The organism is Pseudomonas sp. ChxA (assembly GCF_030263855.1).
Lineage (GTDB): Bacteria > Pseudomonadota > Gammaproteobacteria > Pseudomonadales > Pseudomonadaceae > Aquipseudomonas > Aquipseudomonas fluorescens_CB.
In genome coordinates this window covers 1,385,175-1,405,387 of sequence record NZ_JARPMK010000002.1, presented here as the reverse complement: position 1 = coordinate 1,405,387, position 20,213 = coordinate 1,385,175, and the positions used below count along the sequence as shown (strand labels likewise).

Annotated in this window: 15 protein-coding genes; 11 read left to right on the top strand and 4 right to left on the bottom strand. The window is 62.6% G+C overall.

The features are described 5' to 3' along the window. Positions 1 to 37: 37 nt before the first annotated feature. The 4 genes from P5706_RS32255 to tssA all read right to left on the bottom strand — a co-directional run bounded on the left by P5706_RS32255 (position 38) and on the right by tssA (position 3,778). On the bottom strand, positions 38 to 526 hold the full coding sequence (locus tag P5706_RS32255; RefSeq protein ID WP_005792512.1) for an Hcp family type VI secretion system effector: 489 nt from the start codon (positions 524 to 526) through the stop codon (positions 38 to 40). 172 nt (positions 527 to 698) lie between these two features. After that, complete coding sequence (gene tssC / locus P5706_RS32250; protein ID WP_017135822.1) at positions 699 to 2,195, bottom strand: type VI secretion system contractile sheath large subunit; 1,497 nt, start codon at positions 2,193 to 2,195, stop codon at positions 699 to 701. A 2-nt stretch (positions 2,196 to 2,197) separates the two neighbouring features. Further along, positions 2,198 to 2,704 carry a type VI secretion system contractile sheath small subunit gene (tssB, locus tag P5706_RS32245; RefSeq protein ID WP_017135823.1) on the bottom strand — a complete coding sequence of 169 codons (507 nt, stop codon included), beginning with the start codon at positions 2,702 to 2,704 and terminating at the stop codon, positions 2,198 to 2,200. Positions 2,705 to 2,758: 54 nt separating this feature from the next. After that, positions 2,759 to 3,778 (bottom strand): type VI secretion system protein TssA, encoded by a 1,020-nt coding sequence (gene tssA / locus P5706_RS32240; RefSeq protein WP_285684487.1) that lies wholly within the window; start codon positions 3,776 to 3,778, stop codon positions 2,759 to 2,761. A gap of 393 nt (positions 3,779 to 4,171) precedes the next feature. Here tssA and tagH point away from each other — a divergent pair, with 393 nt between their 5' ends. The 11 genes from tagH to P5706_RS32185 are packed head-to-tail and all read left to right on the top strand — an operon-like array spanning position 4,172 to position 20,144. Further along, a complete protein-coding gene (gene tagH / locus P5706_RS32235) occupies positions 4,172 to 5,494 on the top strand; it encodes a type VI secretion system-associated FHA domain protein TagH (RefSeq protein ID WP_285684485.1) in 1,323 nt (440 codons plus the stop codon). 56 nt (positions 5,495 to 5,550) lie between these two features. Then, the gene (gene tssJ, locus P5706_RS32230; RefSeq protein ID WP_200432354.1) at positions 5,551 to 6,060 is read left to right on the top strand and encodes a type VI secretion system lipoprotein TssJ; all 510 of its coding nucleotides are present in this window, start codon (positions 5,551 to 5,553) and stop codon (positions 6,058 to 6,060) included. An 18-nt stretch (positions 6,061 to 6,078) separates the two neighbouring features. Further along, positions 6,079 to 7,413 carry a type VI secretion system baseplate subunit TssK gene (gene tssK / locus P5706_RS32225; protein WP_285684482.1) on the top strand — a complete coding sequence of 445 codons (1,335 nt, stop codon included), beginning with the start codon at positions 6,079 to 6,081 and terminating at the stop codon, positions 7,411 to 7,413. 6 nt (positions 7,414 to 7,419) lie between these two features. Continuing rightward, entirely contained in the window at positions 7,420 to 8,709 is a 1,290-nt protein-coding gene (locus P5706_RS32220; RefSeq protein WP_285684480.1) for a DotU family type VI secretion system protein, read from the top strand. Then, positions 8,706 to 12,206: a type VI secretion system membrane subunit TssM gene (tssM, locus tag P5706_RS32215; RefSeq protein ID WP_285684478.1), complete on the top strand. Its 3,501-nt coding sequence runs from the start codon at positions 8,706 to 8,708 to the stop codon at positions 12,204 to 12,206. The genes P5706_RS32220 and tssM overlap by 4 nt, the downstream gene beginning before the upstream one ends. After that, positions 12,203 to 12,856, top strand: a complete 654-nt coding sequence (tagF, locus tag P5706_RS32210; RefSeq protein WP_285684476.1) for a type VI secretion system-associated protein TagF — start codon at positions 12,203 to 12,205, stop codon at positions 12,854 to 12,856. Before tssM ends, tagF begins: the two co-directional genes overlap by 4 nt. Beyond that, positions 12,857 to 13,576, top strand: coding sequence for a PP2C family protein-serine/threonine phosphatase (locus P5706_RS32205; RefSeq protein ID WP_200432359.1), 720 nt, complete (start codon positions 12,857 to 12,859; stop codon positions 13,574 to 13,576). Then, the gene (locus P5706_RS32200) at positions 13,573 to 16,551 is read left to right on the top strand and encodes a serine/threonine-protein kinase (protein WP_285684474.1); all 2,979 of its coding nucleotides are present in this window, start codon (positions 13,573 to 13,575) and stop codon (positions 16,549 to 16,551) included. Before P5706_RS32205 ends, P5706_RS32200 begins: the two co-directional genes overlap by 4 nt. Further along, positions 16,551 to 17,255 carry an ABC transporter ATP-binding protein gene (locus tag P5706_RS32195; protein ID WP_200432361.1) on the top strand — a complete coding sequence of 235 codons (705 nt, stop codon included), beginning with the start codon at positions 16,551 to 16,553 and terminating at the stop codon, positions 17,253 to 17,255. The genes P5706_RS32200 and P5706_RS32195 overlap by 1 nt, the downstream gene beginning before the upstream one ends. Continuing rightward, the gene (locus tag P5706_RS32190) at positions 17,255 to 18,439 is read left to right on the top strand and encodes an ABC transporter permease family protein (RefSeq protein WP_285684471.1); all 1,185 of its coding nucleotides are present in this window, start codon (positions 17,255 to 17,257) and stop codon (positions 18,437 to 18,439) included. Before P5706_RS32195 ends, P5706_RS32190 begins: the two co-directional genes overlap by 1 nt. After that, positions 18,432 to 20,144, top strand: coding sequence for a formylglycine-generating enzyme family protein (locus tag P5706_RS32185; protein ID WP_285684469.1), 1,713 nt, complete (start codon positions 18,432 to 18,434; stop codon positions 20,142 to 20,144). Before P5706_RS32190 ends, P5706_RS32185 begins: the two co-directional genes overlap by 8 nt. Positions 20,145 to 20,213: the final 69 nt, after the last annotated feature.

Here is a 20,213-nt window from a genome sequence, read left to right as displayed (position 1 = left end):
CAGGGGCCGCAGCCAGGTGCTGCGGCCGCCAGGGCTATCAGCGCTTGGTGTTGGAACGGATGTTCCAGCCAAACTTGATCGCGCCGCCGTCTTTGGTGCCGTCGGCTTTCTGCGGTTGGTAGTCGACCATCACCTGGGCAAAGTTGAGGGTGACGTTTTCGGTCAGGCGATCATCGGTGCCCGAGCCGCCGGTGCTCAGGGACGTAACCAGCACTTCTTCCAGGTTGATCACCATGTACTCGACCTGGCTTTCGCCGCCGGCCTTGCGCACGGTCAGCTTGACCTTGTCGATGTGCTTGCCGCTGGCGCAGTGCATCATCAGGTTGGGCGAAGCCTTGTCGACGTACTTGGTCAGCGACAGGTCCTGGATATTCACCTTGCCCGCGCCACCGCCACCGCCCACATGCATGTTGCCGGACTGGGCCATGCCCCAGCTCCAGTTCAGCACGTCGATTTCGTCCTTGTGGGCCTTGTCCATGGACTCGCCCTTGATGTCGCCGATCTTGATGAAAATATCAACAGCCATGTTTTCTCCCTGTGTGGCACGGGCCACTGAATTTGGTGATGCCCAAAGGGGCAATGCTGTTCTGTGGGAGCTGGCTTGCCTGCGATTGCATCACTGCGGTCTGACTGACAAACCGAGGTGCCTGCATCGCGGGCAAGCCCGGCTCCCACAGAAGAGCCGGTCCTACCATTAGTTAGGCGCTTTTTGCCGAAGGCAGCTTCGATACCAGGCGCAACGACACCGTCAGCCCTTCGAGCTGGTAGTGCGGGCGCAGGTAGAACTTGGAGTTGTAGTAACCCGGGTTGCCTTCGACGTCTTCCACGATCACCTCGGCGGCGGCCAACGGGTGTTGGGCCTTGGTGGTTTCGGTGGAGTGCGCAGGGTCGCCGTCGACGTAGTTGAGGATCCAGTCCTGCAACCAGCGCTGCATCTCGTCCTTCTCTTTGAAGGAGCCGATCTTGTCGCGCACGATGCACTTCAAGTAATGCGCGAAACGGCAGGTGGCGAACAGGTACGGCAGGCGCGCGGCCAGGTTGGCGTTGGCGGTGGCGTCCGGGTCGTCGTATTCGGCTGGTTTTTGCAACGACTGGGCGCCGATGAACGCAGCGAAGTCGGTGTTTTTCTTGTGCAGCAGCGGCATGAAACCGTTCTTCGCCAGCTCCGCTTCACGGCGGTCGCTGATGGCGATTTCGGTCGGGCACTTCATGTCCACGCCACCGTCATCGGTGGGGAACGTGTGAGCTGGCAGGTTTTCCACTTCACCGCCGGACTCCACGCCACGGATGCGCGAGCACCAGCCGTAGTGCTTGAACGAACGGTTGATGTTCACCGCCATCGCGTAGGCGGCGTTGGCCCAGGTGTACTTGGAGCTGTCGGCGCCGTCGGTGTTTTCTTCGAAGGCGAAGGCTTCCACCGGGTCGGTCTTGGCGCCATACGGCAGGCGCGCCAGGAAACGCGGCATGGTCAGGCCGATGTAGCGCGAGTCTTCCGATTCACGCAGCGAGCGCCAGCCGGCGTATTCCGGTGTGGTGAAGATCTTGGTCAGGTCGCGCGGGTTCGACAGTTCCTGCCACGAACCCATGCCCATCACGGTGGGCGAGGCCGCAGCGATGAACGGGGCGTGCATGGCGGCGCAGACTTTCGACAACTCGCCCAGCAGCTCGACGTCCGGTGGCGACTGGTCGAAGTAGTAATCGCCGACCAGACAGCCGTAAGGTTCGCCGCCGAACTGGCCGTATTCTTCTTCGTACATCTTCTTGAAGATCGGGCTCTGGTCCCACGCCGTGCCCTTGAATTTCTTCAGGGTCTTGTGCAGTTCAGGTTTGGCGATATTGAGCACGCGAATCTTCAGCTGCTCGTCGCTCTCGGTGTTGTTGACCAGGTAGTGCAGGCCACGCCAGGCGCTTTCCAGCTGCTGGAAATCCGGGTGATGGATGATCTGGTTGACCTGTGCGGTGAGCTTGGCGTCGATGGCGGCGATGATCGATTCGATCGACTTGATCGCGTCATTGGAAACCAGGTCCGTCTGCGCCAGAGCCTGTTCGGCCAGGGTGCGCACAGCGGTTTCCACGGCTTCGCGGGCACGCTCGGTCTTGGGTTTGAATTCTTGCAGCAGCAGGTTGGCGAACTCGCTGGCTTCTTCGGTAGCACCCAGGATCTGGCTGCCTTCGCGGGCGGTATTGTCGGTCATGATTACTGATCCCCTGCTGGCTTAGGCGCGCTGGCAAGTGCCTGTAGCAGTGCCGGGTCCTTGATCGCCTTCATGATGATTTCTTCGGCGCCAGTCTTGCCGTCCATGTAGGTCAGCAGGTTGGCCAGTTGGGTGCGGGCTTCGAGCAGTTGCTTGAGCGAATCGACTTTGCGGGCCACGGCGGCGGGGCTGAAGTCGTCCATGCTTTCGAAGGTGATGTCCAGGCTCAGGTTGCCTTCGCCGGTCAGCTCATTCGGTACGTGGAACGCCACGCGTGGCTGCATGGCCTTGAGGCGCGAGTCGAAGTTGTCGACGTCCACCTCAAGGAACTTGCGATCAGCCACAGGCGCCAGCGGCTCGGCAGGCTTGCCGGCGAGGTCGGCCATCACGCCCATTACGAAGGGCAGCTGGACCTTTTTCTCGGCGCCGTAAAGCTCGACGTCGTACTCGATCTGCACTCGAGGCGCACGGTTGCGCGCGATGAATTTCTGAGAACTTTGCTTCGCCACGTTGCTGCTCCTGGTCGCTTGAGCGACGGTGTTGTTACTGCACAGTCCGGCGGCTTACTCGCCTTCCGGGCCGCGCAGGTTTTCAAATTGGGACATGCCGTCGGGGATCAGATTGCGCACGATGGCCGCAAAGTCGGCGTGCACCAGATGCTTCGCCCGGTTCAACAGCACCGGCAGCGGGCTCGAAGGCTCGTGCCGGGTGTAGTACGCAAGGATCTTGTCGAGGCTGCGCAGCACGTCATCGCGGGTGGCGATGTCGCCCGTTGGGCGCGGTGCTGCGGTGGCTGCGGCGAAATCGACCGAGGGGGCATTGTCTTCACTGACGGCCTCGGGTTCGCTGCTGCCTGCAGGGTCGGGTACGGCTTGATTGAGGATCTGCAACGCCTGCTTGAGCGGTTGCTTCAACAGGCTCAGGTCCACGCCCTGGGCCGAGCCGACCTGGTCGCTGACCTGTTGTTCGATGGCTTCGCAGGCGGCGCGCGCGGCACTCAAGGCGTCGCGGGTGGCTTGCAGCTGCTCGGGGTCGCTGTCGAGGAACGCGGCGTTGAGTTGCTGGGCGCCGAGTTGTTCATCCGGGAAGTTCAACAAGCCGCTGGCGTTGAGCGCAGCGCGCAGGCTCACCGGCCCGAACGTGCGTGAGCGCGTGAGGATGCTTTCGCGTAGCAGGCGGATGGTCGCCTCGCTGGTCAAACCAGACAGGGCGTTGATGCGCACCGTGGGGTCGTTATCGTCGTCGGCATCCAGGCGCGGGTACAGCTCGGCCCAGTATTCGCGCAGCAGCGCGTTGATCAGCGTAAGGACTTCGGCAAGCCCGGCCACACCCTGGAGGGCGAGGGAGCTTTGCAACAGGAAATGGGTGATACGCAGGTCTTTGCTGCGTTGCAACAAGTCGAGGCTTTGCTGCTGGATGCTGCGCCATTGCGGTGGTTCGGCGGGCAGGATCGAGTCGCCCATGCTGCGCTCGGGTTGGCCCTTGGCGTCACGTTCCAGTTGAAGGAATTGCGCGTCATATTCCATGTCTTCGCCACAGGGCGAAGTCGCGGAAACGGCGGCGAGCAGCAACGGCACATCCACTTGATTCGATCTCCTTATCAGCCCGTTAGATGGCGGGCAACGCATGCATTAGTTACGCAATGAACTTTGCATGTTTTCTTGGTCATATACTCAGCGCGCCACTATAGTGCCATCACTTATGTTCAAGAAGTTGTGCATTTTTGGTGTAGTAGTTACGCGTTGTCAAGGTAAGCTATTCGCCCTCTGTGACAGATGTGCGGTGTTTAACACACTGCGCGACTGACGGGTCTGACGGCGGCCCAGGACAGGGTTTTTGTCACAGAAGCCGGTTAAGATCAGCAATCATGCTGACAAAAGCAGATTTTACGGTCGTTTGCACGACTTGGCAGGGTGCTTACGGGAAGCGCTCTCCCTTGGAATAGACCGCGCGCGATGTATCAGCAAGGAGGCAAGATGTCGCTGTGTTTGACTATCACTAGTTATCACAAGATCACCCCTGGTCAATGCCCTGAAAAGTCCATGAATCAGGGCGTGATGGCTATTGGCCGCAGTTCCGACAATGACTGGGTATTGCCCGACCCAGAGCGGTTAGTCTCCTCGCAACATTGCGTTATCCAATACAAAGATGGCCGTTACTATCTAACCGATAACAGTACAAACGGAGTGGAGTTGGTTAACGCCGGTATCCGAATGCGTAGAGGGAACAGCGAGCCGTTGCAAGATGGCGAGTTGATCCGCATCGGCGATTACGAGATCCAGGCGCGTATCGATTTCAACGTGCAAGCGCTTGATAGCCAGCCATTCACTGGCGATTCGCCGAACAGTTTTGAAGCGCTGATGGGCGCGGTGGCGAACAAGCCCGCACCAGTGCCTGTGATCGCGCCGCAGTTTCAGGGCGCGTCGTCGATGGACACGCTGCCCGACCTGTTCGACTTCCTCACCCCGACCACCGTACCGCCGCCCACCGTGGCGGACCACGTACCCAGCGAGCAGCACGATTTTCGTCCGCCTACGCCGGTCGTGGTGCCCGTGGTCGAAAAGCCCATCGTGTCGGGCTCGGTGATTCCCGAAGACTGGGATTTGTTCGGCGACATGCCCGCGCCGGTCGTCGCGACTCCCCAGCCAGTCGCGCCTCTCGAGCCGCCACCTGCGCCGGTTATCCAGCCAGTTACCCCAGACACCTCCCAACAGCCCGACCTGCTGCAAGCCTTCCTGCGCGGCGCCGGGCTGGACCAATTGCGCCTCGACAAGGCTCAAGCCGAAGCACAAATGGAAAGCATCGGCCGCAGTTACCGCCTTATGGTCGAAGGGCTGATCGATGTGCTGCGTGCCCGCGCCAGCCTCAAGGGCGAGTTCCGCATGCAGCAGACCATGATCCAGCCGGCTGAAAACAACCCGTTGAAATTTGCCCCGAATGCTGACGAAGCCTTACTGCTGCTGCTTCGTCATGGAAACCAAGCGTTTATGGCGCCGGACGTTGCCGTGCGCGACAGTTTCGACGACCTGCGCGCCCACCAACTGGCGGTGATGGCCGGTGTGGAAGCGGCAATCAAACACCTGCTCACGCGTTTTGAACCGGCACAGCTGGAAGAACGCATGGGCAAGCCCGCCGGGCTGTCGAGCCTGTTCAACGGCTCGCGCCAGGCGCAGTACTGGCAGCAGTTCACTGAGCTCTACAGCAATATTTCCCGTGAGGCCCAGGAAGATTTCCAGGACCTGTTCGGTCGCGAATTCAGCCGGGCTTACGAAGAACACAGCGCACGACAGCGACGCTAAAACGCGCCGCAACAATGGATAAAACGGATAGCTAAGTACGTCATTGAGGACGCAGGATGATTCCCAGGTTTTTACTCGCAGCCGCCACCGCGCTGTTGCTGACGGCGTGTGCCAAGGACGCGGTCAAACCCGAGGTTGCCGCTGAGGCGCAAGCAGGCACTGCCGCCGTCGAGCTGCACTTTCACGCCATTGCCGGGCTGAACCCCGGCGCCAACGGCCAGGCCGCGCCGGTACGGGTGCGCATTTTTGAGCTGAAAAACGCCGCCACCTTCAGTCGCTCCGATTACTTCGCCTTGGCTGACCGCGCGCAATCGACCCTTGGTCTGGACCTGCTGGACCAGGATGAAGTGATGATCCAACCCGGCCAGCAACTGAGCATCCAGCGCGACCTTGACCCAGCCACACGCCAGATCGGCTTGCTGGTGGGCTACCGCGAACTGGACCGCGCGCAATGGCGCACGGTGCTCACCGTTCCGGCGCGCCAATACACCGAATACCAGATCAGCCTCGATGTGCGCGCCGTGCGCGCCGACGTCGTGGTTCCCCCATCCAGCCCTGCCCAATAAGAAACCCTCGGAGTCCCCATGTCCTGGAACAATCGCGTGGTCTGGTCGGAAGGCATGTTCATCGGAACGCAGCACTTCCAGCAGCATGACCGTTACCTGGAAAATCTCATCGACGCGCGCAGCCGCCCGTTGTCCGCCGGTGCCTGGGGCTTTTCCGAGTTGCTGATCGACCAGGGCCTGCTGGCCCAGGGCAAGCTGGCGATCGTGTCGGCGCGGGGCCTGTTGCCCGACGGCACGCCGTTCAATATCCCCCAGGACGACCTGGCGCCGAGCCCGCTGAACATCGACGACAGCCTGCGCGATGGCCTGGTGTACCTGGCCTTGCCGCTCAAGCGCGCCGGTGCGCGAGACACGGTGGATGAAGGTGAAGCGCTGGAAGCCGCGCGCTACGTCAGCCAGGTGCGCGAAGTGCGCGACGACAACGCCCCGTTTGAAAACCGCGCGCCAGTGGCCGTGGGCTCCCGGGCGTTGCGCCTGTTGACCGCACAGGATGGCATCAGTGACTACGCCGCCATCGGCTTGGTGCGCATCAAGGAAAAACGCGCCGACCGCGCGCTGGTACTCGACGACACGTATATCCCACCGGTGCTGGACGTGGCCGCGAGCAAACCGCTGAGCGCCTTTCGCAGCGAATTGCTCGGCCTGCTGCACCAGCGCGGCGAAGCCTTGGCGGGTCGCGTGGTCGCCTCGGGTGCGGGTGGTGCGTCGGAAATTGCCGACTTCATGCTGCTGCAATTGGTCAACCGGGCACAGCCGCTGATCCAGCATTTGAGCCAGTTGAGCCCGTTGCACCCAGAGCGGTTCTTCAGCGAACTGGTGAGCCTGGCCGGTGAGTTTTCGACCTTTTCAACCTCAGGCCGTCGCCCTCAGGAATACCCGCAATACCAGCACGACGACCTGTCCCTGAGCTTCGCCCCGGTGGTGGCGGCGTTGCGTGAAGCACTGTCAATGCTGATCGACAGCAAAGCCACGCCGATCCCGATTGTGGAAAAAGCCTACGGCATCCACGTGGCCATGCTCGCCGACAAAACCCTGCTCGACAGCGCCAGTTTCATCCTCGTGGTGCGCGCCGACGTGCCCGGCGAAACCCTGCGCGCTCGCTTCGGCCAGCAGAGCAAAGTCGGCTCGGTGGAGCACATCCGCGACATGGTCAACCTGCAACTGCCAGGCATCGGCCTGCTGCCGTTGCCGGTTGCGCCACGCCAGATCCCTTACCACGCAGGCAGCACCTATTACGAGTTGGACCGTGGCAGCGAGCACTGGCAGCAACTGAACAACTCCGGCGGGTTTGCCTTCCATATCGCCGGGCAGTTCCCGGGCTTGAACCTGGCCTTTTGGGCGATCCGAGGATAATCCGCGATGCATCCCAATGATGATGACCGCACCCAGTTCATGCCGCGCCCGGGTGGCCGGGAGCCTGCACCTGCGCGTGCGGAATCGGCGCCTTTGTCGATGCCGGCCGCGCCGATCCTCACTGGCAAAAGCCAAGGCCTCAACCCGCTGGAAAGCGCCGCCGGGCCGTTGCTGGCATTGTTGACGCGCCTGCGCAGTACCATCGCCCACCCAGCGCCGGCCAGCCTGCGTGCGCAGTTGCTGGCCTACCTGCGCCAGTTCGAAGAACGCGCCGAAGCCGCCGGTGTGGCGCGCAATGAAGTGCTGCTGGCGCGTTACGCGCTGTGCACGGCGCTCGATGAAGCCGTGCTCAGCACGCCGTGGGGCAGTGCCAGCGACTGGGGCAAGCAGAGCTTGTTGATCACCGTGCACAACGAAGCCTGGGGCGGCGAAAAAGTCTTCCAGTTGCTCGACCATTGCCTGCAAAGCCCGCGCGAACGGTTGTACCTGCTGGAACTGCTGTACCTGTGCATGTGCCTGGGTTTTGAGGGCCGCTACCGCGTGATGAACGACGGTCGCAGCCAGTTGGAAGCCTTGCGTGAACGCACCGCCGCAGCGATTCGCAGTGCGCGTGGCGAGCATGAGCGCGAACTCTCGCCGCATTGGCGCGGTGTGACGGTGGCGCGTGATCGCCTGGCGCAATTCATGCCGCCGTGGATCGCCGTGGCCATCGGCCTGGCGTTGCTGCTGGCATTGCTGTTTGGCTTGCGCATGAAGCTGGCGTCGGATGCGGAACCGGTGTTCAAGAATATTCATGCCCTGGGCGAGATTCCGGTGCAGGCCATCGACCGCCCGGTGGCGCAACCTAAAGTCATCGAGCGGCCGCGTCTGGCCGGCTTCCTGGTGGAAGACATCAAGGCGGGCCGCGTGGCGGTGGAAGACAAGGTCGACCGTTCCGTGGTGACGATTCGCGGCGATGAGCTGTTCGCGTCTGCCAGCTCCAGCATCCGCGATGACTTCGAGCCGCTGATGCTGCGCATCGCTGACGCCATCCGCAAGGTCAAGGGTCAGGTGCGCGTCACCGGCCATAGCGACAATCGCCCGATTGCCACGCTGCGTTTCCCGTCCAACTGGGCGCTGTCCGAAGCACGCGCCAAGTCGGTGCTGGACATCCTCGCGGCCAAGACCGGCCAGGCGGATCGCTTCAATGCCGAAGGCCGCAGCGACACCGAGCCGGTGGCGACCAACGCTACTGCCGAAGGCCGTGCCCGTAATCGTCGGGTTGAAATCACCGTATTGGCGGAGGGCGTCGAGTGAAGGCGTTTTTCAGTTTTATGATTCGCTGGGTGATCCCCGTACTGGGCCTGATTGCCCTGAGCCTGATCATCTGGTTTGTGGGGCCGTTGCTCGATGTGCTGATGCCGGAAGGGCGGCGCTGGGCGCTGATCATCCTGGTGTTTGCGCTGTGGATCGCCTACCGCGTAGTGCGCATTATCCAGGCGCGCCGCCAGGCCGCCGAAGTAATGCGCAGCCTCGCCGCCGAAACCCCGGCCGACCCCAATAGCGTCGCCACTGCCGAAGAGTTGTCGGCCCTGCGCCAGCGCATGGACGAAGCCCTGGCATTGTTGAAAAAGGCCAAGCTCGGCGGTGATGAGCGCCGCAATCTCTATGAGCTGCCGTGGTACGTAATCATCGGCCCGCCGGGTTCGGGCAAGACCACCGCGCTGGTCAATTCCGGCCTGCACTTTCCACTGGCTGCCCAGTTGGGCGCCGGTGCCGTGCGTGGCGTTGGCGGTACGCGTAACTGTGATTGGTGGTTTACCGACCAGGCCGTTTTGCTCGATACCGCTGGCCGCTACACCACCCAGGACAGCAACTCCACAGTGGATAAAGCCGCGTGGCTGGGCTTTCTCGACCTGCTCAAAAAGCAGCGTTCGCGTCGCCCGATTGATGGTGCGTTTATCGCCATCAGCCTCTCGGATCTGCTGCTCGGTACGGATGCCGAACGCGCCGCCCACGCGGCCGCGATTCGCCTGCGGATCCAGGAGCTGTACACCCAACTGGGCGTGCGTTTCCCGATCTACTTGATGCTGACCAAGCTCGACCTGGTGCCGGGCTTCATGGAGTTTTTCGACAACCTGAGCAAGGAAGATCGCGCCCAGGTGTGGGGCATGACCTTCGCCCTGGACGACGGCAAAAACAGCGACAGCCCATTGGCCCATCTGCAAAGCGAGTTTGCCGGTCTTGAGCAGCGCCTTAACGAACGGCTGGTGGAGCGCCTGCAACAGGAGCGCGACCCGGCGCGGCGCGACCTGATCTACGGCTTCCCGCAGCAGTTCGGCGCGTTGAAAGATTGCCTGCAAAGCTTTCTCGAAGGTGTGTTCAAACCCAATGCCTTCGAAGAGCGGGTGTTGCTGCGCGGCGTGTATTTCACCAGCGGCACTCAGGAAGGCAGCCCGATTGATCGCCTGATCGGCGCCATGGCCCAGAGCATGAACCTGGACCGCCAGCACCTGGCGCGACAGAGCGGCACCGGGCGCAGTTATTTCATCGAGAAACTCTTCACTGCCGTAGCGTTTGCCGAGCGCGGGTTGGTGGGTGTTAACCCCAAAGTCGAGCGTCGCCGCAAGTGGGTTGCACGCGGTGTGCTGGCAGCTACCGTCGCCTTGGTGGTGGTGGTCAGTGGCCTGTGGTGGGTAAGTTATCGCGCCAACCAGGCCTATATCGCCCAGGTTGATCAGAAGGTCGCGCCGCTGGGCCAGGCCGTACAGAACCTCAGCCCGGCGCAGCGCGAAGTGCTGGCGGTGTTGCCCCTGCTCAACGCGGTGAAGAGCCTTGCGGGTGATTCGCCGAGTTGGTCTGAAGGCTTGGGCCTGTATCAGGGCGACATGCTCGAAGCCGAATCCGCCAGCGTCTACCGCAAGCTGTTGATCGCCGTGTTCGCGCCGCGACTCGTGACGCGCATCGAAGAACAACTGCACGGCGGCGGCACGTCCGACTTCCTCTACGAGGGCCTCAAGGCCTACCTGATGCTCGCCGATAACGAGCATTACGACCCCGATTTCATCAAGGCCTGGATCGCCCTGGACTGGGACCGCAACCTGCCACGAGACCTGCCGGCCGATCAGCGCCAGGCGTTGACCGGGCACTTGCAGGCGCTGTTCGACCGCCACCCGCCCAATGCGCGTCTTGATCCACGCTTGATCGACGACCTGCGTCGCCAGTTGCAACAACTGCCGGTTGCACAGCGTGTTTACGACCGGGTCAAACGCCAGAAACTGCCCGAGGGCATTCCGGACTTTCGCCTCAACGAAGCCGCCGGCCGTGACGCTGCGCTGGTGTTCAGCCGTAAAAGCGGCAAGCCGTTGGGCGAGCCGTTGAGTGGGTTCTTCACTGCCAAAGGCTATCGTCAGGCGTTCCTGCTCAGCAGCCTGAACCAGACTGGCACGCTCGCGGAAGAACAATGGGTGTTGGGCCGTGAGCAAGCCGATCAGCAGAACGTAGTGAGCCTGGCCGCCGATGTGCGCCGCTTGTACTTCCAGGACTACCAGCGCCAGTGGGATGCGTTGCTTGCAGACATCGACTTTGTGCCAATCACCAGCGTGGCCCAGGCTGCTGATGTGCTGCGGGTGATTTCCGGCCCGACCTCGCCGCTGAAAAAACTGCTGGTAGCCGTGGCCAAAGAGACTGATCTGCAAGCTGAAGAACGCCAATTGGCCGCCAAAGGCGTGCCGGTGGAAGGCGGTGTCGACAAACTCAAGGAGCGCCTGGGTAGCTTGCTGGGCCAGGAACAACCGAGCGCTGATGCACCCCAAGCGGCGGACGATCCGGTGACCGCGCACTTTGCCGAACTCAACAGCATCGTCAGCAAAAACGAAGGCGAACCGGCGGCCATCGACGGCCTGTTGGCGGACATGAACGCGCTGTATGTGCAAGTCAGCGCCATGGTCGGCGCCAGTGGCGACGCGTTGCTCGGCGAGGCCAAGAACCAGGCGGCGGCTGCGGCCACGCGGGTCAGCTTGAATGCCGAACGCCAGCCGCCGCTGGTGCAGGGCATGGTCAAGTCGGTGGTCAACTCTACCACCAACAGCATGATGGGCGGAGTGCGTAACCAACTGAATGCGGCGTGGGTGAGTGAAGTGGTCAACGTGTATCGCCAGTCTCTGGCGGGGCGTTATCCGATGTCGCCGGGCAGCGCGCGCGATGCCACCTTGGATGATTTCGGCCAGTTCTTTGGTGTGGGCGGGGTGATGGATAACTACTTCCGCAAATACCTGCAGCCTTACGTAGATACGTCCGCACAGACCTGGCGCTGGCAGCCGGGCGCGGCGCAGAAGCTTGGGATTGCGCCGGGCGTGCTGCAAACCTTCCAGCGTGCGGCGGCTATTCGTGACGCGTTCTTTAGATCGGGGGGCACCCAGCCGATCGTGCGTTTCGAGCTCAAGCCGGTGTCGATGGACCCGAGCATCACCCAGTTCCTGCTCGACCTCGACGGCCAGCAACTGAGCTACGACCACGGCCCCAGCCGACCGGTAGCGATGCAATGGCCCAACCCCGGCAGCATCGGCGTAGTGCGTATTTCGATCATGCCGCCGTCAGCCAGTGGCCGTTCCGGAGTGACGCTGGACGGCCCTTGGGCGTGGTTCCGTCTGCTGGAGCAATCGGACCTGAGCGCTGGTAACTCGCCGGACCGCTTCAACCTGCGCCTGCGGGTCGATGGCGCGAGCATCGCCTACGAGTTGCGCGCCAACAGCGCCTTCAACCCGTTCAAGAGCCGCGTACTCAGTGGCTTCAGCCTGCCGGAGCGGTTATGACCACGCTGGGCTTCTACGGCAAGTTGGCCAGCCGCGGTGACTTTGTCAGCCGCGCCTTGCCGCAGAGTTTTATCGGCCCGTGGGACAGCTGGCTGGCCGCAGGTTTGCTCGCCAGCCAGAGCAGCCTGGGCGGCGATTGGCTCAACGTCTATCTGGTCAGCCCGTTGTGGCGTTTTGTGTTGGCGCCGGGCGTATGCGGGCCGGACGCGGCGGCAGGCGTGGTGATGCCGAGCATTGATCGGGTCGGGCGCTATTTCCCGTTGGCGGTGGTGGCGTTGCTGGATCACGACACTAACCCGGCGTCATTGGTGGGCGGGCCGGACGCTTGGTTTGAGCAGGCTGAAGAGTTGTTGCTCAGCACGCTGGAGGCTGGCGCTACGTTTGAAGGCTTCAACGATGGCGTCGACAGCCTGGGCATCCCGGCCAGCGAACTGCGCGCGGTAGACAGCCGTTTTGCGGGCCTGCAACGCGTCGCCGCCACCGTGCCACACAGCCGCATGACCGCACTGGCCGAGCAGGCCTGTGAAGGCGCCAGCCTGTGGTGGGGCCGTGGTTCAGAACGTATTTCCCCAGGTTTATTGCGGTGCCAGGGTTTGCCGGCTGCCGGCGATTTTGCGCAGTTTTTGCTCGGACAAGAAGGTGTGGTGTAGATGGGGGCGACGTTTAAATCCGCGAGCAAGAGCCATGTGGGCATGGTGCGCCAAGTCAATGAAGACGCGTGCCTGGACCTGCCGGAAAACCGCCTGTGGGTGGTAGCCGATGGCATGGGCGGGCATGCGGCCGGCGATTACGTCAGCAGCCTGATCGTCGACAGCCTGCGCAATGTGCCGGTGGGGCGCTCTCTGGATGAATACTCGGCGGCCCTGCGCAATGACCTGATCCGCATCAACGCCAGCGTGCGTGAAGAAACCGCCAACCGTGGCGTGACCATGATGGGCAGTACCGTAGTGGTGCTCGCCGCACGTGGCCTGCGTGGCGTGTGTTTATGGGCCGGCGACAGTCGCCTGTACCGCCTGCGCGAGGGGCAGTTGGACAGCATTTCCCGCGATCACAGCTACGTGCAAGACCTGCAAGACAGCGGCCTGCTCAGCGAAGCCGATGCGCGCGTGCACCCTCGCGCCAACATCGTCACCCGCGCGGTGGGCGTGGAAGCCCAACTGGAAGTGGCGGTGGCTGACCTGTTGATCGCTCCCGGCGACAGCTACCTGCTGTGCAGCGATGGCCTGAACAAGACCGTCGAAGATTATGAAATTCGTGAAGTGCTGAGCCACGACGCGCCGGACGAAATCGTGCGCAGCCTGGTGCACCTGGGGCTCAACCGTGGCGCGCCGGACAATATCACTGCCATTGTCGTGAAGGTCTCGCCATGAACATTGTGATCCCGGGCTACGACATCGAAGGCGAGATCGGCGAAGGCGCCATGGCCAGCGTGTACCTGGCGACCCAGCGCTCGCTGGAGCGCAAGGTGGCCTTGAAGGTGATGGCGGCGGCGCTGGCGGCCGACCCGAGTTTTTGCGAGCGTTTCCTGCGTGAGGGCAAGACCCTGGCGCGCCTGTCGCACCCGCACACGGTGACCATCCATGACATCGGCAATGTCGGTGAGCTGTACTACATGGCCATGGAATACCTGCCCAACGGCACGCTCAAAGAGCGCATTGCCGCCGGCCTGACGCCGGAGCAGGGCGTAACGCTGATCCGCCAGATTGCTTCGGCGTTGGGCTATGCGCATGCACAGGGTTTGGTGCACCGCGACGTCAAACCGGCGAATATCCTGTTTCGCGCTGACGGCACCGCCGTGCTGTCGGACTTCGGCATTGCCAAGTCCCTGGACGATCGCACCCAGTTCACTCAAGCCGGTTTTGCCGTGGGCACGCCGAGCTACATGAGCCCGGAGCAGGCGCGTGGCCAGGAAATCGATGGCCGCGCCGACCTGTATGCGTTGGGCGTGGTGCTCTACGAAATCCTCGTCGGCAAGCTGCCGTACAACGGCACCGATGCGCTTTCGACGGCGTTGGCGCATCTGACCGAGCCGTTGCCGGAATTGCCGGTGCACCACGGGCGTTATCAGGACGTGCTGCGCAAGCTGTTGGCCAAAGACCCGGCCGAGCGTTTTCCGGACGCGGCGGCGCTGCTGCGCGCGCTGGACCAACTGCCCGCAGATTCGCCGGAAGCCACGCTGGTGCGGCCGTTGCCGATTCCGCTGAGTTTTGACTTGGCCGGAATGACGCCAGTATCCATCGAGATTCCGACCGAAAAACCCCAGCCGCAACCGGTGCGTCAGCCGGTGGTGACGCCAACGCAACACCGCGCTGTGTCCGAGCAGCGCCGTGGGCCTGTGTTGGCGCTGGCGGCTGTAGCCGTGGCGGTTGCGCTGGCCATCGGCGGCGCCAGTTACTGGTGGCTGAGCGGCAGCGATGAACCTGCTAAACCGCCTGTCGCCGTGGTGCCTAAGACCACACCGCCGCCAGCGGTAACGCCGGTGGTGGCCGAGGCGGATGGCGGTCAGCGGCCGTTGCTGATGGCCGGTAAAAAAACCTTGTTCCAGCGCGTCCTCAGCAAGCCGGGCGCCAAGCTGTCCCATGATGCCGGTGGTGCAGCAGGCGAAGCCCTGCCGGCGTTTTCGGTGCTCTATCTTTACCAGCGCAAAGACCTCGACGGCAGCCCGTGGGTGCGTGTCGGCGCTGCAACCGATGGGCGCAGCGATGGGTGGTTGCCCGCCGCTCAAGTCAGCGACTGGAAGCAAAGCCTGGTGCTCAAGTTCACCGAGCGCTCGGGCCGGGCGCCGGTGATGTTCCTGCGCCAATCGGCGCAGGTGGAAAAGCTGTTGGCTGATCCTGCCGCCGCCAAAAACGTGCTGGCCAAGGCGCAGAAGAACAGCGATGACAATCAACAGGTGCTGGCGATTGAGCCGATGGCCAGCGCTGTGCCGCAAAACCAGTTTTACCTGCTGCCGATTTTTGATTCCAAAGAGAGCTTCGACGAAAACGGCCAGCCGGTGCAGTTGCTCAATGTGGCGTCCATTGACCCAGGCAGCGCGGCGGCCAAGCCGGCCACCAAAGCGGTCGCTGCAGACGCTTTCCGCACGGCCGTGGTGTTGGTGGTCGACACGACGGTTTCGATGCAGCCCTACATTGATCAGGTTCGCGATGTGGTGCATGAACTGCAAACCCGCATCGCCGAGCGCGGCGAGCTTGATAGCGTGAGCTTCGGGCTGGTCGGCTTTCGCAACAGCATCAAGAAAACCCCCGGTTTGGAATACGTCGCCAAGACGCTTATCACCCTTGACCAGGGCCGCGACCCGCAGCGCTTCCTCGACATGGCGCGCCAGGTCAAAGCGTCCACGGTGTCCAGCCATTCGTTCAACGAAGATGCATTTGCCGGGGTGATGCAGGCGGTCGATGGTATGGACTGGTCCGGCTATGGCGGGCGCATCATTCTGCTGGTCACTGACGCTGGCGCACTGCGCAAAAACGACCCGTTCGCAACGACTCAGATGAACGAAGCCGAAGTGCGTCAGGCGGCACTCGGTAAGCAGATCAAGATTTATGCCCTGCACCTGCGCACCGATGCCGGCAAGAAAACCCACGCCGGTGCCGAAACCCAGTACCGCGTGCTCACCGCCGACGCCAACCCGCAGATCGGCGACCTTTACACGCCGGTGCCCGGTGGGGATGTGCACAAGCTGGGTGAGCGCGTCGATGAGATTGGCACGGTGTTCGCCAATCTGGTGCACCAGGTACGCAGCGACACCCCGCAACCGGTGCCATTGCTGAGCGCCGCGCCGAGCCTGGCGGACAAATCTGCGGCGGTCGGCTACGCCATGCACATGGACTTCCTTGGCCGCAAAACCGCAAGCCAGGCGCCGCAGCTGGTCAGCGCCTGGACCGCCGACCGTGACCTGACCAATCCGGCGCTGCCGGCGTTCCAGGTGTGCGTGATGCTCACAAAATTGCAGCTAAACGACCTGCAGCAATCGCTGAAACTGATCGTGGATGCCGCGCGTAAAACCCAAACCTCGCCGAAGGACTTCTTCCAGGAAATTGCCAGCGCCTCGGCCTATATGAGCCGTGACCCGCAGGCCCTGCGCAAGGGCGGCAACCTGGCTGATGGCGGCTTGCTCGGCGAGTACCTGGAGGGCCTGCCATATCGCAGCAAATCGCTGAACATGACCCAGGACTTGTGGTTGTCGCTGAGCGTGGCCGAGCAGGAAGACTTTATCGACGAGCTGGATTCGAAAATCCGCCTCTACGAAACCTTTCACAATGACGTGGCCAACTGGGTCCGTTTCGGCGATGCCGAGCCGGGCGATGCGTTGTACCGCGTGCCGTTGTCGACGCTGCCGTAATGCTGAACTTGAGCGCGGTGCACAAAAGCCGGGGCACGGGCAGCCAGCGTTACAGCCTGGTGATTCCGGCTTTGCAGCTGCGTGCCGGTGAGCAACTGGCGATTGTCGGGCCCAGTGGTTGCGGCAAAAGCACCTTGCTGGATCTGCTGGCGCTGGTGTTGGCGCCGGATCAAGTTGGACAGTTTGAATTTCACCAGGCCGACATCGGCGGGTTGTGGCGTGCCGATCAGCAATCGACTCTGGCTGCGCTGCGCCGCCAGCACTTGGGTTATGTGTTGCAAACCGGCGGCCTGCTGGGTTTTCTCGATGTGCGCAGCAATATTGCCTTGTCGCGGCAATTGCTGGGGTTGAAAGATGACGGCAGCGTGGCGCGCCTGGCCCAACAGCTGGAGATCAGTGACCAGTTGGCGAAGAAACCGGCGGACTTGTCGGTAGGCCAACGCCAGCGCGTGAGTTGCGCGCGTGCCCTGGCCCACGCGCCGCAGCTGGTGCTGGCGGATGAGCCGACCGCGTCGCTGGACCCGCTGAATGCCGAGCGCGTGATGCAGGCGCTGCTGGCCCAGGCCCGCGAACAGCGTGCCGCCTGCGTGATCGCCACCCATGACGAACCCTTGGCCCGCGCCAGCGGCTTGCAGGTACGGCGCATCGGTTGCCGTCGTGACCCTGACGGTGGCGTCACGGCCACGCTCGGGGAGGTGTGCTGATGCGCATCCGTTTGGTGGCGTCGCTGGCTTGGCAGGATTACCGCAATGACGCCTGGCTGTCGGCCTGTTCGGTGCTGGCGCTGGTGGCGGTGATCGCGCCGCTGCTGGTGTTATTCGGCCTGAAATTTGGACTGGTTGGCAGTTTGACCGAACGCTTGGAGACCGACCCGGCCACCCGTGAAATTATCCCATTGGGCGGTGGCCGATTCAGCCGCGAATTTATCCAGCAGCTTGGCCAGCGCAGCGATGTGGGGTTTGCCGTGCCGCGCACCCGGCAAATTGCGGCGACTGCGCAGGTGGGTACGCTGACGTTGGAAATGCTGCCGACGGCGGCGGGTGATCCATTGCTCAGCGGTTTGCCGATGCCCAAGGGCCTGGACCAGATCGTGCTGAGCCACACCGCCGCCGAAAAGCTCGCGGCGCGGCCTGGGGATTGGCTGGAAACCCGCTTTGCACGACAAGTAGCGGGGCGCGTCGAAGCCCGCAGCACACGCCTGCAAGTGCTGGCGGTGCTGCCGTTGGAAGCCTTCGCCCGTGACGGCTTGTTTGCTGATTTGGGCTTGCTGGAAGCGGCGGAAGATTACCGCGATGGCCGTGCCGTGCCGGTGTTGGGCTGGGACGGGGATGAGGTCGGGTTGAACGAGCAGCGTGTGTACCCGGCGTTTCGTCTTTACGCACGCAACCTTACTGATGTGGAGCCGCTGCGGGTGTATTTCGCCGGGCAGAATCTGTTGGTGTCGACTCAGGCACAGACCATTGCCCAAGTGCAGTCGTTGAGCCGCAACCTATCGTTGGTGTTCTGGATTATTGCCGGGTTGGCCTTGGCCGGGGCGTTTGCAGCGATCCTCGCTGGGGCGCTGGCGGCGGTTGCACGCAAGCGGCGGGAATTGTCGGTGTTGCGCCTGCTGGGGTTTTCCACCGGCGCACTGTTGTTGTTTGTGGTGTTGCAGGCGCTGTACAGCGCAGGGTTTGCCGCCGTGCTCAGCGCCGGGCTGTATGGCCTGGCCGAGGCAGCTTTGAATAAATTATTTGTGCAGGTGCCGGGCGAATACGCCAGTCACCTGCTGGCGCGTCACTACGGCCTGGCCCTGGTTGCAATCCTCGGCGTCAGCGCCGTGGCGGCGGCCTGTGGTGGTTGGCGAGTGACGCGGGTCCAGGCTTCTGAAGGAATCAGAGATGTATAAGTTACTGGGCGCCGCCATGGCGCTGAGCTTGGCTTCGCTGGCGTGGGCCGATGAGGCGAGTGACAAACTCGATAACCCTAAACCGTTGCCCGATGACGTGAGCCTGCCGCTGCCCTGCGAAGGCAACATGGTGTTCCGCTACGCCTACGTGCTGGCCCAAGGCACGCTGGATGACCGCGAGATCAGCCTCGGTTACCCCTTTGCCGAAGGCGAGGCGGGTTATCAGCAATCGTTTATTTCCGGCTACCGCCGCGACTTTATCAACGGCCAGTTCACGCTCAAGGATTTGCCCAAAGACTGGAACACAGTCATCGCGCCATTAATGCCGAAAACCGACGCCAAAACTCCGCTCAAGCCGATGTTGTATTTCATCGGCAAGTACGAAGTGACTGCCCGCCAGTATGCGCAGGTGATGTCCCAGGCACAGTCGCTGGCCAGCGGCGAACCGGCACCTGCGTGTGATGCACCGACTGGCATGGCCGCGCGTTTGCCCAAGGTAAAACTGTCGCGTTTCGAAGTTGAACGTTTCTCGGCGGTGTACAGCGCCTGGCTGATGAAATACCACCGTGAGTTGCTGCCGGTGAGCGGGCGCGGCTCGTCGGCCGAAGACGGTGGCCTGGGTTTTGTGCGCCTGCCCACCGAAGTGGAGTGGGAATACGCCGCACGCGGTGGCCAGGCGGTGAGCCGTCAGGAGCTGGAAGGGCGCCTGTTTCCACGCCGTGTTGAGGGCGGCGACAGCGACGGCCCGCTGGGTGATTACGCGGTGTTCAACCAGGTCGCCGGCGGCACTGGCCAGGCGGCACGCTTGATGCCCATCGGCACCAAATTGCCCAACCCCATCGGCCTGTTTGACGTGATCGGCAACGCGGCGGAAATGGTCCAGGAATCGTTCCAGCTGGTACATGCCGGACGTCGCCAGGGCACCTACGGCGGCTTTGTGGTCAAGGGCGGCAACTACCTGGAAGGCGAGGGCACGCTGTTTACCGGCATGCGCCGTGAGTATCCGTTGTTCGCTGCCGATGGCACTGAGCAAAGCAACGAAACCACCGGTTTTCGCGTGGCAATCGGTGCGCTGTCGGCGCCGCGTTCGCGCTACAAGGAGCTGTTCGCCCAGTGGCAGAAAGAAGGCCGCCTGGCTTCGCTGACTGACGCTATCGATGACGCCCAGGATCCGACCAAGCGCCTGGACAGCATCATCGCCGCCAGCGTCGATCCCAAGCTGCAAGCCGAACTCGGCCTGGTCAACGAAGAGCTGAAACGCAACGTCTCGCTGATCGCCCAGCAACGCGAAGAAGCGGCGGGCAACCTGATCCAGTCGGCCGCGTTGGTGGCCGAGACCATCAGCAACTACAACATCCGCCTGGCCAACCTGCAAAAGAGTCGCCAGCAGGCCAAAGACAACAAGGATGAGGCCAGCGCGCAACTGTTCGACATGGCCATCACCAATGGCCGCAGCGCCCTCGACGGCGCAGTAGCGATTTACATCGACAACCTGGCCACCGGCACGCGCTACACCGATGCGGTGATCCAGGCCCAGTTTCAACGGATCAAGGAAGAGTTGGATCGCAAGCCAGTGCTCGGCAAGAGCCTGGTGACGCGCGCAACACTGTTCGTTCGCCATGTCGGCAACTACCGCAAGCAACAGCGGGCCGACCCGGCAACGATCTTGAAGGAACTGCTCGCAGCGAGCGGTCAGCGGTCTTGACCGTTGGTTGTGCGGCGAGCTTGGAAGGGACTCAGGCGGCGGTGGGCCGTGCTGGGCAAGTCAAACTTA